General features: G+C 59.1%; 13 protein-coding genes. 4 read left to right on the plus strand and 9 right to left on the minus strand.

What is annotated here, in order from left to right:
- Positions 1 to 920: 920 nt before the first annotated feature.
- The 3 genes from EN853_RS23410 to EN853_RS23420 are packed head-to-tail and all read right to left on the minus strand — an operon-like array spanning position 921 to position 4011.
- On the minus strand, positions 921 to 1145 hold the full coding sequence (locus EN853_RS23410; RefSeq protein WP_127861651.1) for a hypothetical protein: 225 nt from the start codon (positions 1143 to 1145) through the stop codon (positions 921 to 923).
- Positions 1146 to 1151: 6 nt separating this feature from the next.
- Positions 1152 to 3605, minus strand: a complete 2454-nt coding sequence (locus EN853_RS23415) for a conjugal transfer protein TraA (RefSeq protein ID WP_127861652.1) — start codon at positions 3603 to 3605, stop codon at positions 1152 to 1154.
- A 4-nt stretch (positions 3606 to 3609) separates the two neighbouring features.
- Positions 3610 to 4011 (minus strand): MobC family plasmid mobilization relaxosome protein, encoded by a 402-nt coding sequence (locus tag EN853_RS23420; protein ID WP_127861653.1) that lies wholly within the window; start codon positions 4009 to 4011, stop codon positions 3610 to 3612.
- A gap of 688 nt (positions 4012 to 4699) precedes the next feature.
- Between EN853_RS23420 and EN853_RS23425 the strand changes: the two genes are divergently transcribed.
- The 4 genes from EN853_RS23425 to EN853_RS23440 all read left to right on the plus strand — a co-directional run bounded on the left by EN853_RS23425 (position 4700) and on the right by EN853_RS23440 (position 6778).
- Positions 4700 to 5413: a ParA family protein gene (locus tag EN853_RS23425; protein WP_127861654.1), complete on the plus strand. Its 714-nt coding sequence runs from the start codon at positions 4700 to 4702 to the stop codon at positions 5411 to 5413.
- An 88-nt stretch (positions 5414 to 5501) separates the two neighbouring features.
- Positions 5502 to 5846 (plus strand): hypothetical protein, encoded by a 345-nt coding sequence (locus EN853_RS34740; RefSeq protein ID WP_245517157.1) that lies wholly within the window; start codon positions 5502 to 5504, stop codon positions 5844 to 5846.
- 30 nt (positions 5847 to 5876) lie between these two features.
- Positions 5877 to 6242 carry a hypothetical protein gene (locus EN853_RS23435; RefSeq protein WP_127861655.1) on the plus strand — a complete coding sequence of 122 codons (366 nt, stop codon included), beginning with the start codon at positions 5877 to 5879 and terminating at the stop codon, positions 6240 to 6242.
- A 26-nt stretch (positions 6243 to 6268) separates the two neighbouring features.
- Entirely contained in the window at positions 6269 to 6778 is a 510-nt protein-coding gene (locus EN853_RS23440) for a helix-turn-helix transcriptional regulator (RefSeq protein ID WP_167524671.1), read from the plus strand.
- Positions 6779 to 7048: 270 nt separating this feature from the next.
- Here EN853_RS23440 and EN853_RS23445 read toward each other — a convergent pair whose 3' ends face one another.
- The 6 genes from EN853_RS23445 to EN853_RS23470 all read right to left on the minus strand — a co-directional run bounded on the left by EN853_RS23445 (position 7049) and on the right by EN853_RS23470 (position 17881).
- Positions 7049 to 7699: a hypothetical protein gene (locus EN853_RS23445; RefSeq protein ID WP_245517159.1), complete on the minus strand. Its 651-nt coding sequence runs from the start codon at positions 7697 to 7699 to the stop codon at positions 7049 to 7051.
- A complete protein-coding gene (locus EN853_RS23450) occupies positions 7696 to 10659 on the minus strand; it encodes an N-6 DNA methylase (RefSeq protein ID WP_127861656.1) in 2964 nt (987 codons plus the stop codon). Before EN853_RS23450 ends, EN853_RS23445 begins: the two co-directional genes overlap by 4 nt.
- On the minus strand, positions 10656 to 11183 hold the full coding sequence (locus EN853_RS23455; protein WP_127861657.1) for a hypothetical protein: 528 nt from the start codon (positions 11181 to 11183) through the stop codon (positions 10656 to 10658). Before EN853_RS23455 ends, EN853_RS23450 begins: the two co-directional genes overlap by 4 nt.
- Before the next feature lie 184 nt (positions 11184 to 11367).
- Positions 11368 to 14130, minus strand: a complete 2763-nt coding sequence (locus EN853_RS23460) for an SNF2-related protein (RefSeq protein ID WP_127861658.1) — start codon at positions 14128 to 14130, stop codon at positions 11368 to 11370.
- A gap of 11 nt (positions 14131 to 14141) precedes the next feature.
- Positions 14142 to 14642, minus strand: a complete 501-nt coding sequence (locus EN853_RS23465) for a hypothetical protein (RefSeq protein ID WP_127861659.1) — start codon at positions 14640 to 14642, stop codon at positions 14142 to 14144.
- A complete protein-coding gene (locus tag EN853_RS23470; RefSeq protein ID WP_127861660.1) occupies positions 14639 to 17881 on the minus strand; it encodes a DUF1156 domain-containing protein in 3243 nt (1080 codons plus the stop codon). The genes EN853_RS23465 and EN853_RS23470 overlap by 4 nt, the downstream gene beginning before the upstream one ends.
- Positions 17882 to 17887: the final 6 nt, after the last annotated feature.

Here is a 17887-nt window from a genome sequence, read left to right on the forward strand (position 1 = left end):
GAACCTGGCCGCAAGCCGCCTCTGCTCGACGCCCTTCGTGCCCTCACAACGCGCGCCCAAACCTTCCCCGGCATCATTCGGCAGCCGCATCGATATCCGATATACTGACATCAATCTCTCCTCGGGACTGCGCTGAAACCCTTGCGTCGCGTTAATGCTTGAATCTGAGGTGCTGGTTGTCTTCGTCCTGTGCGCGAGGACACGAGAGTGCCGAATTCAGAATTGGACGGGCTTGAGCATTGCAGGTTCAAAAGAGAGCATCACGGATTGCGAATGACGCAACTCAATGAATGCATCCGCCGGCCGACAGAGGCGACGTACGGTCTCCTTATGAGGAGCGGCGGCACACCTGGTTCGGCGATGTCAAACCTTGTTGAGACTACCGAGCAGCTATTCGCAGACCCTTCAGACTCGGCCCGACGCTCTCGATTCGTGTGAGGTTCGCTGCATTCCGTTCATCCCGGTCTGGTTTCGAATGTCGTCGATTCCGATCGCCGCCTAACTCGATCATTAAGCACGCTGTATGCTCGCGGCCGCGTTCGGCTCTTTCAGGATCGGCACTCAAGCTTTCAGAAAAGAGCGCCGGCCACAAATAATCAATTCTGGGCGATCGATGAGTTCAACTAATGCCCGCCAAGTTGGTTGCGGGTGTCGCAGTCCGCGATGTCGTCGATCGTCGTGCCTTGGTCTCGGCTCGACTCTTCAAATTGGCGCTCGGTGCGCGATCGGTCGCTAGGCCATTGGGCTAAGTGTAGCCTCGGATCGCCGCGCCGACAATTCGATAGCGTCGGCGACAGAGCAAGCGGGTTGTCGTTATCGATTGCCGTCTCAAACGGCGGGACGTGAGGACGCGGATGGCTACCACACGGTCCATATTAGTGGATCCCCCCAGGACGTTGTAAATCGAGTGGTCTTGACTTTTATATGCTGCCCAGGCCTCGGAATGGCCAAAAGCCGGCTAAAAAAGCCAGCATTTCGCTGCCCCACTGCATGAAGTTTTGGTACCAGCCAGACACCGTTTCATATGCAACCTGCAGTGCGCCCAGGAAGAAAACGAAACAGATGACGATTGCAAATACCTTGCCAAACCCCTCATCACCCTTCGGGTCCCTGCTCTGGTAAACGTAATCCTGTTGATTAAACATGGTCCATTAACGATCCCGGTCGTCGCGGTCGCGTTCCCTTCTTTCTAGTTTCTCCCGCTCCAACTCCTCGAGGCGAGGAATATGCTGTTGGGCCGGATCGGTCCGCGTTGTTTCACCGCCTCGTTGTGCGGCCTCCTTGTCCCTGGCTACCTTATCCTGCAGCCGATTTGTAACATCTACGGCCGACGCCAATCCGTGAGCCTGCTCGGCCGGTTCGTCCGGCCGATGCTCGGCCTCCTCGGGGCGAGGATCTCGCTGCGTTTCGGTCACGGTATCGACATTTGCAGGGGATTTGCCTTTGTCTTTCGCCGGCCGCTCTTGGGTCTGCTCTGCCGCCTCGATGGCGCGCTTGAGCTCCGGATCCTTCTCGGCTACCTCGCGCATATAGGTGTTGCCCTGGACGGCAAGCTCCGCCGTGCGAGCCAGTACGCGCTCAATTTCAGCGCGGAATACCCTTGCATCATTGGAAAGCTCACCGGCCCCGATTCTATCCAAGCCCTCGCGACTGGTTTCGATGCCCACAAGAACGTCATTGGCCGCCTCAACAACCGCCTCACCGTGTTTGGCGACTGCCGCATCCCACTGTTCATTCGCATCGTCTCGAAGCTCCTGGCCTTCGTCTCGCTCGGTCGCAGTCCCCTGCTTCTCCTGTGCCTGGCCCTTCATCTCGTAAAGCTCCATGAGCTCGCGCCGGCCGTTCACATGCTCGCGGGCGACAGACGCGACTTCATCAAAGTCGTCTCGCTCGTCCGGACCGACGCTCCGCTCCAGCCGGAACAAGGCCGTCTCGACCTTCTTTTCATAGGCTTCAAACTCTGCCCGCGTTGTCTCGCGCATTTCCTGACCCTCCAGAACGACTTCCTGCAAGGTTACCAGATTGGCGCGGAATTTGGACCCGAAATCTGCATGCACGACATTTACGCTCGCTTCCGCCTGATCGGCCGAAAGGCTTGCTGCCAAATGATCCCGCAGCTGTTCTGCATAAGCGACAACACGCCGATCGCCGCTGGCGAGTGCAATTTTCTCCCAGCTCTGCGTTGCCTTTATGGCATACTCCCGGCTTCTTTCGGCCTTCGCCAGACCGCGCCATCCGCCCCGCTTGGCGTCGTACCGTCCCTGTGCCGCCTCGCTGGTCCCGACGTGCTCGGTCCGCCCTTCCCTGCTCACCGGCCTCACCTGATTGCGGGTAAAGGCGGGCGGACTGGCGAACTCTCGACGATCGGTCATCTCCATCGCTATTCCCTGCGCCCGGGCCATCTCAGCCATTGTGGCCCGCCACTCGCGAAACACCTGCGGGGTCGTCTCGATCCGATCCCCCGATTCCGATCGCATAGTGATGATCGCGTGCGCGTGCACATGGGGCCGCTTGCCCCCATCCCCTTCTTCCTTCGGATCATTGGCCGGATCATGCATGGCAAACACGTAGCGATGGCCGGCGAACTGCTCGGCAAGGAAGTTGCGTGCAGCATTCTCACACGCCTCGACATTCGTACCGGCCCGGGCCGACATGATCAGGTGCATCACGTCGCGGCCTTTGCGGCTGTGCAGATCACCGCGCCATTCCTTTTGCACCAGGTCGCCAGCAAGCTTTTCGTCACCGATGACTTGGCCGCGGTCATCGCGAACATTGCCGTCATGACGTTCGACCAGGCTGCGTAGGTTGCTGGCACCATACTCCACACCATTGCCGTAGCCCTGGAACGAGAACCGCGCAGCCACACCCTGCGCGGCCGCACTGGCGTCATATCGCGCCTGAACGATATTGGCGGCCTTGTCGTCGCCACTCAGCCGCTCGCCCTGCTCGCTTCTGAGCACGACCGCACCTTGAACCGTCAGCGCGCCGTCGGCCTGGCGCGTGACCGCGTAAGCATAGCGACGATCGCTGAACGCGCTCGTCAAACTGTTCCTGATCAGCTCATGCATCGTCTCGTCTGACGAGACCGCCGCAGTCGCTATCACTACGGTGAAGCTTCCAATATCGCGGCTCTCTGCGCGGTTTTGGAACAGATGGTTCCAGTCTCCCCGCAACCGCGCCAGATCCTCCCGGCTACTGATGCGCTCGCCGTTCTCGTTCTCGACGGCGAGCTCGCCGCCGCGCGACACATAATTCAGCATCGCCCCCACCCTCGCGCCGGCGCCATAGGATGCCATTTTGACAACCGCGGGCTGGCTGCCCTGGGCCACCGCCGCTAGCCGCGCTTCGATTGGACGGGACGCCTCTGCTGCCCGCGTCTCGGCCACGAGGATCGGCTTGGCGGCCCGCCGCCGCATTTTCGGCTGGCTGCCACCACCGCTACCAGCACCAGAACCGCCGCCGCCTAGCTCGGCCATAGCTTTCAATCGACGCTTCATTTCGTCTTCGGCCGACGACCGGCGTTTTGGCCCAAGCGACAGCTCATGCAGCATCGCCGCGCGCCGCTGCTCCCATTCGCTCGTGAAGGCGCCGAAGAAGATTTCCACCCCCTTACCCCTCCCCACGCCGCTTATGGCCGGCGCGCTTCGCCAGCGATCGTAGCTCCGTCATAACGGCCGCTTGGACGCGCTGCACGTTGCCAAGATTGATGTCCAGCTCGCTCGGGTGAACGCTCTTGCCGCTGTTTATTGATCGCGCCACCTGGTTCAGGTTCACGCCGATCGCGCGCATGTCCTCCAGCAGCAGCGCCATGACGAGCCGATCATCCTTAGTCAGGATCGGTCGTACGCCGGCGCCTTCGAGGATTAGCGAGCGGAAAAATCCCGAAACCGTCATGTCGGCCGCCTTCGCGGCCTTTTCGATCGCCGCATACTCGTCCGCGCTGACGCGGGCATGCACCATTCGACCCTTCCGATCCGACCCGAGCCGGACCTCGAATTTCGCGTCGTCCATTGGCCTTGGGCCCCTCTCTGGCGCTTTGCGGCAGGCATCGAGGGCTTGTTCCTCGATCGTGAGGAAAAATGTCGCACATTTTTCCGTATCCTGCCATCCCTCAATAGACGAGAAATTCCACTCAATAAAACCAACCTTTCGCGCGACCACACTTCGCTCGACTTTATCGCGACCACGGCCTTCGCCCCTGCCCTTCAAACGTCAAAACGCTCTCCAGGGTTCACCTCCAGGACCGCTTTGTCGGCCTTTGTGTGCCCCTCGTACTCGCCCGCAAGGGACGCTCCGCTCTTCGCCCTTGCCGGCTGCGTGCGAGCGTCACAGACGGCCTTCGCGCGGCTCCGGGGTTCACCACAAAAGAAGCGAGGGGCTGCGGTGCCTATGGCCTCTTGCCCAACCTGGGGAAATTGCATCGACTGGCGAGCCCCATGGCTCGCTCAACGCCAGCGCGGTTAATTCGATTTCACACGACTTGTTCACACGGTGTGTTCACATGCAATCACGTTACGATGTTGAAGATGTGATTGAAGTATCACACACTAGGGCCGTGAGGCTTAATCCCATCGTGTAAAACTGCCATGCGAACCCAGCATTCAGTTCAGATGGAAATGCAGTTGCCCAAGAGGAGGCATGAGCGTGGCGACGGTCTGCCCTGTTCGGCTTTGAGGGCGTCGAAAGAGGGAGATCAGATATGCCTCGAAGAATTTGCGCGATCAGCGGCAAAGGCGGCGCCGGGAAGACGACGGCCATTATCCTCATTGCCGGCGAGTACGCTATTCAGGGAAAGAGGGTTCTTCTGATCGACGCCGATCCGCGCCAGAACCTCGCCGAATGGTGGAAGCGATGCGAGGCCAAGGACAATCTTCCGGCCAACATCGAGCTGCACAGCGCGGCCACCCAGCGAAGCATCGAAACCGTGCTTGCCGACCAAGACGGCGTCTATGATGTAATCCTGATGGACTCACCGGGCATCGACAGCGTCATCCGCGATACGATCATCCGCAACTCCGACCTGGTGCTGACACCAATTCAGCCAAACCAGGATGAAATCAAGGCGGCCGGCGAAGCCGCCACCGTGACCGCGGATGTCGGCGACCGGGAGGGGCGCACGATTCCCCACGTCAACGTGGTGACGCGCATCGCCCTGCCTGGCCGCGTCCTCGAGGCCTACAGGCTGATCCGTCCGTTCATCGCCAATCTTCGCGACAATGGCTATGAATCGAAGCTGATGGAAACCGAACTCACCGAAAGAAATTGCTATCGCGAAATCCGTAACGGCCTCGGCACTTTGCAGATGCTCGAACTGACCGACCCGGTCATGAAGGGTCGCGCCGAGATCACGGCGTTTGTGGCTGAGCTCGATCGCCATCTCGCGGCAAACCAGGAAAAGGTGGGAAATGTCTAAACCAGGCAAACTGTCCGTCTCTGACTTTCCGATCGCTCCGCGACGGCCGAAACCAGCCATATCCAAAGCCACAACGAAACCAGCATCTGTGTCGGATGAGGCAGAGGCTGGAACAGCTGCGCGGGAACTAAAAGCGGCGCCGATTTCAGAAGCGGATGCGACGAGAGAACGGCCGCGGCGCGATCTACCGAACCCGAGCAGTGAAGAGCGCAAGAGTAAGTCGATCGAACGTGCTCTGGCTCAGGAGGAGGGACGCTATCGCCTGCGCGACTTGAAACGAGCGCACGCGCGCGAAGCCAAGCACTATGTCAATTGCCCGCTCGACTACGACACCAAGATGCGGCTGCAAAAGGCCGCCTTCGACAACGACATCAAGATGACGGTGATCATAAAGGCGGCCATCGACCAGTTCCTTCGGGACAACGGCTATTGATCCGTGAGCGGTCGAAGCCTCCTGCTCGGGATGACGATCGGTATCCTTATTGGCATCTACGCCGCACCATTGGTCGGTCGCCAAGACTTCGACTTTGGTGAAGGTTCAAACGCCGCCTCCCCATTGAACGTGCTTATGGAATCCGCTCTCGATGCGGCCATCCGGCCGTCTGACGAAACCGCCAAAGGCGAGCTGTTTCGCTTATCCAATTGGGATATCTCGATGCACGGGACTGAATCGACGGTTACCGTGAAGCGATGTATTAGTGTTGGCAAAGATTCTATCGCGCGCGAACTCCTTGCGCGTCTGGGTTGGGTCGATGGGGAAAAACTTGTCGAAGCTGTGTTCGAGGGCGAACCGGGTACTTGGCGAATGGCTGCAGCCAGGGCGCGCTGATTTTCTCTCAGCGGGAGGGAGGGGACGTGCCTGAGGATATGGACGCCTATAAAAGCAAAATGGAATTGATTGAGACAATCGATCCCGAGATCGACAAACCTGTTTTCCGCCGCCCAGGGTACGACGGCATCAAAACCTTCGGCGAGATTGACGAAAGAATAGCCCAGTTCATCCGCAAGGCGCGCGAGGACAAGGATCTGACTCGCGCCGAGCTTGCGCCCTTGCTAGGCCTATCGATGCAGGTTTATGGCCGCTATGAACGTGCCTTTTCAAAAATGCACGTAACCAGGATGATCCACCTGTGCGAAATCCTCGGATTTATGCCGATGGAAATGCTGTACAGCGCTGCGCCGCATTTATGGGGCCGCACGCCGGAAGAAGCGCGCGACACCATGGAACTGGCGCAACAGGTCGTGTCTCTTCCGCACGGCACGAAACGCGATCTGCTAGCCCTGGTAAAGAAAATGGTCGCCTTGGAGCGTGCCGCAGACGGAGCGGCGGCGGAAACGCAAAGAGGCGAAGAAGGACGCCTTTAGGCGCCTCGCGCTGCGATGAATGGCGCGGGGCGCGAGGCGCCACCGCGACGCACACCTTAAGCATCGACCTTCTTCAGCTCGGCGCAAGGCGAAGACTATCTGATTGTTGCATTGGCGATGAAAAGCGTCTGACCTGAAGGTCCACTTCCCACCTGCTTGTCGAGATACGGAACTCCTCCGCGCGAGAGGCCGTTCCGCAGAATGCTGCAAAACGCCTCGGTCGTTAGGCCTCAGAAGCGGCCAGCCTTGCCAACACGGCTCCGGATCGAGTTATGCCATCCCCAGCAGCGCGTGGTGCAGCTCGATCGGCGGGCTTGGATGGGCTCGTCGATGGGCCGAGCGCCAGAAGCTCGGGTCATCGACGATATCTGAGATCGCGAGCTGTTCAGCGGTACGACGGACACGTCTGAAGTAGGCGTTCACACCGCCTGCGGCCTCGGCGGCATCGCCACGGAGCAGGTAACCAGCCATGAAGCCGGCCGCGTGGTTTTCGGCATATTTTCCGGTGCGGAAGCGATCGACGCCTTCGACCACGTATTCACGGCAGAGATGGGTATCCGCGCCGTCGAGTCGCTTGCACTCGATTATCGCGTGGGGGTCGTGCTCGCCGTAGCGCAGGAAGACCGCGACCACGTAGACCGGAATGTCCGTACGCCCGTCCGGCGTGGTCGTCGACGGAGTCGAGCGGGACTCCATACCGAGCGCCACGATGAAAGACTTGCCCCAAGGCAGGCGCCCTGAATTCAGGGCGGCGCGCATTCCGTCGCGGAGCTGCTCCGTTATCTCCACCTCTCCTGCTGCGGTTATGTTCGCCGCCGCCCACCCGCTTTGGAGCGTCAGCAGGATTGCGGCGACGATCTCACGATCAAGAGCAATGTACTGGCGTCCGATTACGCCGGTAGACTCATAAGGTATCCTCAAGCGGACGGCCCCGTAAAGCTTTCGGCGATTACGGAGTCGACGTCCTCAAGGGCGACGCTCTCCATCCAGTGCCTTCGAGCTGCGGGCTTGATGACCACGACCTCGCCGGGGCCATGTACCCTCAGTTCCCGCTGGCCGGTCACGGACGTGGCGAGGGGAACGCCCAAGCGGTTACCGATGCGGGCCAGGACCTTTATGAGATCGCCGCGCGGCTCGACGACCTCAACGATCGACGGGCCGGGCTCGTCCTCCAGCGCGAAGCGAACCACTCGCAGCGCTTCGGAGTTGGACAGATCGAACACTTCTGCCCGCATCCGACGGCGACGTCTGGCGGATAGCCAGCGATCCATAACATCTGCAAAAGTCTGAGCGTATGCGAGAACGTCGGCGCGCGATGCGGCCGGCTCGACAGAGCTCAAGCGCCCCGGACGCCATTCCCAGCTCGCCCTGAAGAGACCATCGCGCACGACGATCCTATCGTCGGCGTCGAGGCCGTAGAGGTCAAAGACAGCTTGGTCGAGCGCCTCCCAGTCGGCGGCGGTAGGTGCATGCTGCTGGAAGCGCTGCTCCAACTTACGAATCGCACGGCCGGGAGCGGAAGACGCCGCGGTCGTCAGGTCGGGGGTGGGCAAGAGCGCCACGTCCTGCCGGAAGAGTCTCTGCTTCCAAAGACCGAACTCGGACGCCGTCATGATGAAGAACCACGAGGCGAGGGCCGAGCTCAACACGCCAGCCATAACGTGCCCGGCGTCGCGGTGCTCGGCCGGGATCGGCGCGCCGAAATAGGCGTCTGAGAAGACGAGGTCGCGGTCGGCGACGGCTGCGAGCGGTCTGGGCCCCTCGGTCAAGAACTCCTTCACGAGCAGCAGGGGCGCCTTGTAGAGGTCGCGGTCGCGGGGCCACTGCGCCTTGGTGTGCCCGAAAATCGTAAGCTTTTCCGGCACCGAGAAGGGCCGCAGGTCGTCCACCTGCAAGAACTCCAGCGGAGCGAGCTCCCTTGCATCACGAGTCCGGTTCTCAGCGTGACCAAGGATGAGCCCGTCCTTGAGGACGGTGCCGAGAGCGCCCAAGCGTTCGCCGAGCGACGGGTGCGAGCACATTAAGTCGTCGAGGAGGCGCAGATCGCGGCGACGGCCGAAGGCGGCCGTCTTCAAGCGGACCGGCTGTCGCTCCCAGTCGCTGAGCGGCAGCTGGATGATGTCGCTCGGCGTGATCTCGAAAGTGTGCGACTTCGCGCCGCTCGGAGACCATGGCACCTGGACCACAGTGATCCGATCGGCCGCTTGGGGGCGATGCCGCGCAAAGAGCGCCACCGCCGGCATCTTCGCGGCCGGAAACAGCCAGGAGGACAAGTTCGACAGGTTCACGAGCGTGACCGGGCTCAGCGCCTTGACGACATGCCGCGACGCTTCGGCCCCTGTCTTGCTACCGCTAAAGAAGGGCATTGCGCTCAACACCATACCGAACCGGCTCTGCTCGTGCGCGAACTCGGCTGCCCGTAGCACGAAGTCGAGGCCCTCGCCGCGCGGCTGCGGCGGCGAGGGCGCGCCCGCGCTTCGCCGGTTCGCGGTGCCGGCTTTGCCTCGAAAGCTCCAGGGCGGATTGCCGACGATTAGGTCAAAGCGCTTCAGCTCATCTCCGGCGGTGAGCGCCTTGGCGCCTGCTTCCGTCTGCTCAATGGTGTGTGCATCGCCGACGAAAAGAGTGCGGTCGATCAGCGGCTTGAAGGTCAACGCTTCGGGCGGCTGTGGATCGGGATCGATCTCAAGCGCCGCGAGGTAGAGGCTGAACGCGGCGACGCGGATGGCCGCCTCGCTGACGTCGACACCATAGACTTGGCTGTAGAGCACTTGGCGGATGAGCTGCCGCGTCACTGGCGATTTCAGGCCCTTTAAGTGAACGAGGCGACGGAACGCCTCGACGAGAAAAACGCCCGAACCACAGGTCAGGTCGAGGACGCTTTCGTCTCCGGTCAGGCCGTCCATGACCTCGTCGAGGACCAAAGAGACGACAGGCAGGCGCGTGTAGTAAACGCCCGCGCGGGAGGCCTCCGTCGACCGTGGCCTTCCATCAACGGGCGTCGACCCGGAGTGAGCGAACTGCTCGTAGATCGAGCTGATCAACTCCACAGGGATGACGTCAAACTGGTAGGGGAAAAAGGTCATCTGCCCCATGTCGGGGTCGACCGCTTCAAGGAAATCGGCAACGCGCGCGAGGTGCACTGCGTCCGGCGGCGCAGCGGCCGACGGCGGAAACATGTCGCCGTTGAAAGTCCGGGTAAGCCACGCGAACAGGTCCGTTGTCGCTTTGCGGTCGCGCAGCGCGGCCGAGAGCTTTGCGTGGCCGCACAGGCTTTCAAAACGATCCGCGGTTACGATATCGCGGTCGACCAGATACTGTGTGAAGATGGAACGACCGATCAGGGCCTGTGCCTCGGCTCGGCCGAGGTCAGCGGCGACGAGGTCTTGCTCCAAGGCGGCGAGGTCCGAGAGCAACTGCTGGTCGACCGCAGTTTTTCGATCGACGCCCTTGGCCTTGAGCCAGAACTGACCCGTTTCCATGGCGAGGCGTCCAGCGAGAGCATCGAGCTGCTCGAGGCTCGACTCGATCGCTTCGAAAGTAGCCAAGCGGTTTCGCGCGGCGTCGGCGGAAGGGAGCGGTCGGCCGAATCCGTTATAAAGGTCGACCCGGTCGGGGGACACGACCCAAAGCAGCGGCGCGAAGCCCTCGTTCCATACTTCCTGGCGCCAGGACGCGACCAGCTCGTCGGACGGCTCTGCCTCGGCAGACTTGAAGTAGACCGTGAGCGACGACTGACCGCGCCAGAGCGCGTCGGGCTCGAAGAAGCGGCCGCGCCGGCCGCGCCGGGCGTCGTCGTCGATAAGCACGCCCTGCGCCGGTATGCCGTCTGCAACGTAGCCGGTCGCTTCCAGAACCTTGCGGAGAATCGGCGCCGTCATCGGCCCGCTTTCAACATCTGAGGTGGAAATGGGAGAGCGGTCTGCCTGGTGCCAGGAGCCGCTGGCATCACTCGCTGCCCAATCCGCGCGAGAATTGGATCGCACGGCACGACGAAGATCGGACCCGTGAAGTGACACGCTCCTAGATCAGCCGTTGGAACCAAACGTGCCGACGCGGTATCGATGAGAGCGATCAGATTTTCAAGGTGGGGCGGGCGCGCCTGCGCGAGCGCGCGGAAGAGCGCGTCGACACCGGTACCCATGTCGCTAATGCGGACGTGGAATGCACCTGTCAGGTTCGCGGTGATCGCGAGCCCTACCAAGTCAGCGAAAGTGAACCGTGCCGCCTTTCCGGATTTTGCGGCGAGATACGGCACGGCCTTTCGCCATGCGCGAACGTCACCCGGCGACACGTCGGCGAGGACGCGGGCCTGCTCTTGGGTAAACTGAATGGTTCGCAGCGGCACATGATTCTTGTCGCTTACGACAAGAAAGATTGCAAGAGTTATCGATTGGACACGCATCCCGACGCCTGTTTTCGAGAACTCGGCCGGACGAACGGTAGGGATTTTCCTTGAAGCGGTCGTAGGCGACGAACAATCCGTATCCGAAAACGTCGCCAATCAAACATTCGGAGCGGCAGCAAAGAAGACGCGTTTTCCGAATGCCTGTTTGGCGGACTTCGCTGAATGTGACGCATTCAACATCTCAAACAATTTCAATATAGCCAATCAACTCGGCCGAATAACTTCCGTCGCCAACTGCCGCTCCCTTGTGTTTCAGCTCGCGCTGTAACGTCGGCTCGACAGCCGTGATGAAGAGCGACAATCGGTCTTCAGATGGCAGCCTAGGCACGGCGCAAGGAGCCTTCAAGAACTGAGCCGCTTGCCGTTCGATAGCCGGGGCACGCGACCCGTCCCTCCTTATTGCGATAGGCTGCACGAAAACCCGTTTTTCGCCGTTACCAGTAGATGACTCCACCAACCAGGTAGAGAGAAGAATGGTTCCGTCGCCACTGCCTCCCACGGCTACACCCAGTTGTTCAGGCGGAAGGCTGCGCCAACGTCCCAACTCTTCCTGCAAGAGCGGGTGGTCAAGCCCGAGCAGTTCGACATTCTCGCTCGACGTTGCGGTGTCGCGATCAAGCGTAAACCGCTTCTTTCGCACTCCATCTGAGGAAATGAGATCGTACGTCAAATCGTCAATCTTGATGAGCCTCCAGTTCCGATCGGTCAGAGACGCGCTGAGGAACTGGACCAAACGATCCATCCCAGATGAGACGTCTGAAAACGGCTTGTAGTCGTCTAGGCTAAATCCATCGAGGTCCTGAAACAGATCGAAGACAACTTCGCGAGCTTCCCGCGCGTTGGAAAGCGCCGCTTCAAGTTCAACAGCCGTTCTCTTCAGTTCAGGGTCAGAAAGCGCTTCCTGATACAGGCGGTCGTAGTTCAATCGCTCGGAAAGTTGACCTAATATCTGAGAACGAAGATCCTCGGCTATGTTCCCCTGATCGTCCACCTTGCCGAGCGTTCGTGCGATCTCGGTGAGCTTGTCATCCAAAAGAAGAAAGATACGTCCCTCGATCGTGTCAGACAGCACGAGATTGTAGACTTGGGCGGTGTGAGCCTGCCCATACCGATGGATGCGACCGATCCGCTGCTCCATATCCATCGGATTCCAGGGCAGGTCAAAATTGAAGAGAACGCGCGCGAACTGAAGATTTATGCCTTCGCGGCCGGCCGCCGTGCAGACCAGGACGCGCGGCCCGTCCTTCTGTCGAAAGCGCCGTTCAGCGGCAACCTTTGCACCGTGGTCCCCCCCCCGTAGGACGACAACCCCCTGACCTGGATAAACCTGTTCAATCTCGCGGGCGAGCAGGTCAACCGTGCCGAGGTAGGTGGCGAAAATCACGATTTTCTCGTTTGGGTTTTGGCGCCAAAGCGTGCCCAGACCATCGAGCAGTTTTTGGACCTTGGTCTCGCGTTGCTCAGGGAATATCGATAGCAGATCGGCAATACGAAGCCGTTCTTCAGGCAGATGGATGTCCACTGCCGCCGAGGCGGCGTCTTCCATATGTGACGAGGCAAACTCGCTGCCATAGGGGTCAGACGCCATTTCAAGCGCCTCTTCGTCCAGCTTCTTCGCAAGGCGATACTTGAGGTCGGCCATCACCCGGTCGACTTCGTTCCGGCCAGCAGGATCCCGCCCGAGGGCCCATTCGACGTGGATAAGCTCGCGGGCCTCATCGTAAAGGCGTTCACGGCCCTCAATATCCAGGTCTCGATCACGTATAAGCGCCTCGTGCAACGTTAGCATCAGCTTCCGGCGCTTTAACGTTCGACGCACGGCAGCAAAGCTCGATGCAGCTATCTTCTGGAAAATGGCCATGAGGAAGCCGAGGGCACGGCCCTGGCTGCCCTGCCGCTTCGCAAGATCGAAGCCGTCCTTAAGGTATTCTCGTAGCTTCTCGTAGAAACGCCGTTCCTCGTCCCTCATGAGGAACGATTCCGCATGCACCCACCGACGCGCGAAAAGCGGATCACCATCCGGCCGGCAGGCGTCTGCCTTGGTTCGACGGAACATAACAGTGTTCAAGCGATGACGACTCTCGAGCATCTCTTCGGGACTGCCGAAGAGGGTGGGATTCAGGAGTTGGACAAGCATCCAAAACTGGAAATGATTGCCTTGGTGCGGCGTTGCGGACAGCATGAGGAGATCGCGCGTATGCCCCTTCAGTGCCTCGCCGAGCTTGTAGTTCTCCGTCTTCCGAACCTTTCCGCCCGTTCGGTAGGCGGTCAGGTGATGCGCCTCATCGAAAACGACCAGGTCCCAGCGCGGCGCTTCGAGCAACCGCTTGATGCGTGCCGGCCGCTTTAGCGTATCGATGCTGGCGATCAGTCGATCATGTTTGGCAAAGGCATTGGTCTTCCGGTCGGTGATGTCGCCTTCCGACCCGAACACCTCGAAATCAAGATTGAAGACCTCGTTCAACTCGCGGTGCCAGTTGTTCACGAGGCCCGCTGGAACAACCATCAATGCTCGGTGCAGTTCGCCGCGGCTGGCGAGCTCACGCAGAATCAGCGCTGCTTCAATAGTCTTGCCCAGTCCCACTTCGTCGGCGATCAGGAAGCGGCGGGGAGATGCCGTGGCGATCCGGTGCGTCAGAACTACCTGATGAGGAAGAAGATCGATCCGGGCCGACGTCAGGGCCGACGCACTTTCCATAACCGGCAACGCATGGGCTTCATAGGAAAGCCACACTGCCCGCGCCCGCTCGGGCGTACCCTCGACCGATCGCAGAATTCGCTCTGTCCGTGACACTTCGCGCCGGACGCTTTCCAGCGGAACGCGCCGCTCCCCGGTGCTGAAGAACGCCCGCAGATAACCTTCGCGCGGAGAGTCGAGCACAACGCCTGTACCGAAATCGGGGTGTGTTATCCGCTCGCCCGGACTGAAATCTGCACCATCCATTAAAGGCGTCCTCAGGTGATCCGCAGGTGGAATAACCCGACAGGCTTGCCGCCCTGCGATAGGATGATTTCCTGCGGGTATTCCCGGGCTTCACCCCATAGAAGACGCCCAAATTCGATCTGTTGGTCGGCGTGCGGCGCTGAGCAACGCCACCGAACAGAATCCGTCGCCATGTCGGTGTGGAACCGTCTCTGACCGACCGGTAGCCAGAAGATCAGCGCGGCTTCGCCTGAATACTCATCCTGGAAAGAGAGGATAGTAGCCTTGAGTTCGTCCCCTAGCCAGCCGTCGGCATCAACCGGCGTGAGCAGGTCGAGACATGCGTCCAGTCCAGCGACCACCAACGTGTTGCCGCCATTGCTCGGCAGATCATCGGGCCAGTCCTTCGCGGCACGGAGGAATTCGCGCAAACTGAAGACTCCGGAGGGACAAGTTACCAGCGAGAGCGCCTCGTCGTCCCAGATCCAGCTCACTCCTCGCCGCTGCCAGACACTATCGAGCAATTGCTTCATGTTCCATCCTCCTGGAACAGCGACATCTGCGCGACCGCCTCTTTGTGGCTGGAGGCCCAGTTGTTGTAGATCGTCAATGCCCGTGACGACGCATTCCGTTTGGGCTGCGTTGCCCCATGCCTGCTAAGCCATTCCAAGAGACTCTTCAGTGCGGGATGCGGCTTGAAATTTTCGTTCTTCAATGTGTCTGACGCATTGATTCCGCTGCCGTCATAGCACGCACCTATCAGCACCAGTGCCTGATCGAGATCGGCGGTCAATCGTCGGCGATGCCTGCCTTGCCAGTCCAAAGCGAAGACCCGTGGATCGGCAAGGTGGAAAACCTTTTTCTCCTCCGTTGCCCAGCCACGATTGGTAAATTCGTCTGGCGCGATGCCGGAGCCACGCAGAAGCTTCTGCATCTGGTCGCGTGCGAGCTCGGCTTGGCCGTTAAAGATGCGCAGGAACTGCCGGGTGATAGGTTCGGCAGTTACTGGCGGCGACTCGGTCGTTTTGTTCGTATCCTCTTCGATCAGTTGGTTGATGCCGACCAGGGCGTCCTTCACCGAAATCGCACGACCTTCGTCTACGAAGACCTTGCCATAGTGGCGCGAGAAATATTCCAACGCCTTACCGCGGCGAATTACCTGAAGATCCGCAGCCGGCAGGCCAGCCCGCGCGTGGTTTTCCAAGAGCCCCTGGAGCTGGCGGACATCGGCCAGAACCTCACGACGCATACGCCCCCAACTCACCGGCTTCGGCTCCTCGGTCCGCTTCCGGCAGACATGTACTATGTCGTACTCAACCTTCTGCGAACCATATTGGCCATCGCCCTTAGTTTCATCGCCTCGCACAGGGAATGTTGCTTCAAGGATAAAGCCAGCTTCAAACAGGCTTTCTAGAACATCAATCCAAGGCTCATCCTGACTATGGTGGAATGTGAAGGCCAATATGCCCCCAGCTTTGAGCTTACGCCGGACGGCACTCCAGCAGCTAGTTAGCAGGCGGCGATAAAATTCGTCCGGACCTTCTGGATTCCTTGCTTTGTTTGAAACTACCTCCAGGTCTTTAGGAGTCTGAACGCTTCCAAACACCTTGGGATATTTATCCTTTAGAATTGGCCGAAGCCAAACATAAAAGAAATCCGACCACTCAGCATATTGCATTAGATCGCCAAACGGCGGATCTGTTATACACAAATCTATTTCTTCGTCACCCAAAAATTCAATATCTGTAGACGACCCACAGTTAATTATAACCGCATCAGACCTAACTTTATCTCCGATATATACTTTTTCGCTCTTCCCGGAGACTCCATCAACGTTCAAGCTTCCATTTGCAACAAGCTCCCAAGGCGTCCGTGCCCACTCAATAGTCTCGATTATCTTTTCGCAGCAAGATGTCCAGTTACCGCGACCATCCTCACCGAAGAAACTGTTCTCGACGGGCATTGCCTTCGGTCGAAAGTTGTTTTTTGCAAATTGTGGCTCAAGCTTATCTGCCTGCATGTTCCATATTGTCATCATGCATTGATTTCTCAGATACTGCTGAAATGCCGATATGACTAAATCGACAGCTGATTCAGAATATCTGCCGCGGCTTTCATGTATCGCTTTTGACAGAATCGAGAGGCACAACAACTGCCGATGATTAAACATCGTATACCAATGCGTGTAGCCATGCCTACGAACTGACCAAAAATCCGCTTCGAGACCGTAAGGAAGTTCTTCCTTTGGCCAGAAAGGGGACAGGTCTCGATCCTTGCGGTGCTGCCATTCCCTTTCCGCGGCATCCAACGATTTCGTGTTTGTAATTGGGGAAAAAAATCTGCCTCCATAAGGCTTCGAGGTTTCTTTCCTTCGGGGGGACGAGCCTTGGATGGCAATTGCTTGATATGGAGCCGTCTTTCTCGTCCGAAATGTACTATCCAGGACATCTTGAACGGAACCACAATGAGCGCAGGCGAAGTTGGATTTTTTGGGGACAGTTCCGCCGCCCTCATCGGTCCTGAATCTCTTCTTTGTTTCCGGGCATTCGACCCATATGGGGATCACTGTTTGTGTTTTGACACCACCCGTCACGGCGTTGGTAAGTTCAATTGTCTCCGTTCCACGAACCTCCAGCAACCTCATAGACTGGGCACGATGAAGGTTCCAGCTAGAGGTTGTGTCCGCATCATCCTGGGCAGATCCGCCGAAAGGCACTCCGTTAGCGTCAAGACCCGAGCTACCAGATAGCCAGTCGGGATGAACGACTAGCGCCAGTTCAATCTTCTTCTTTTTGCTCTTGCCGAGCTTAACCATTGAGCTGTATCTGCAGGATGGGCAGACAACACGTCCTTTTGGATCGAGGATCGCATAAGGCTTCTCATCTGGCGCCACGTAAAGTGGAACATCGGGCGCCATTCGAGCTTCGGCATCTTCGACATCAAACGTCGCCCGGCAGGAAGCACATTCATGCTCCCAACTCTTCACCATCAGCGTCTTCACCGCCATGACCGGATTCGCCATTATGGGAGTACGGTGGCCGCATCCTGTTACTTGGCAGGGGCCATGTTTGGACCAGAACACGTAGATAGTTTCCGGCCCCTCATACACGTAATCCTTGCGTTCCTCCGGCGTAATTGACAGCGGATCGAAGTCCGGCCCCATCACTTTGTTGGAGGGCTTATGCGTCCAGGTTCCCTTCTCGCCGTTCGGACCGTCGCAGTAATAGAACGGCGCAATCTGAGGCTTCACCTCAGCCTCAATGTTCGCAAGCAGCTGCTTCACCTCGTCGAGATCGACATCGGCCATCTCCTGCTTCACGACGAACCACGCAACCGGATTGAGGTCGTTACCCGACATCTGCATGCCAAGGCGCGAACCCTCTACCAGAGTCGTCCCGCCACCCATGAAGATGTCGGCGACCCTCAGGTGCTTGAAGGCCCCCTTTTTCTGGTGATTGGAATAGTAGTTATCCCAGACCAGCTTTGCCGCTAACGCTGGATCCTCGGGTGCCTTTGTAGCTGCAGCGATGAGCATCGACCTAAACACGCTCGATCGCCGACGCGCCCACCATTTCGACATCTGATAGATCGGCTTGCCCGCGTTGCCTTCGATGACGGCCACCTGGTTCACGGGCAAGATCGGAAAATCAACCTCAAGACAGGTCTTCGGACGATTCGGATCGGCGAAATCAACCGTCTCCAATGCAACCGTCTTGCCAGCACCAACCGCGCGAGCCACCTCTTGAGCAATAAATTCCTTCTTCCTGGCCATGCACGG

Source organism: Mesorhizobium sp. M1C.F.Ca.ET.210.01.1.1 (assembly GCF_004791585.1).
Lineage (GTDB): Bacteria > Pseudomonadota > Alphaproteobacteria > Rhizobiales > Rhizobiaceae > Mesorhizobium.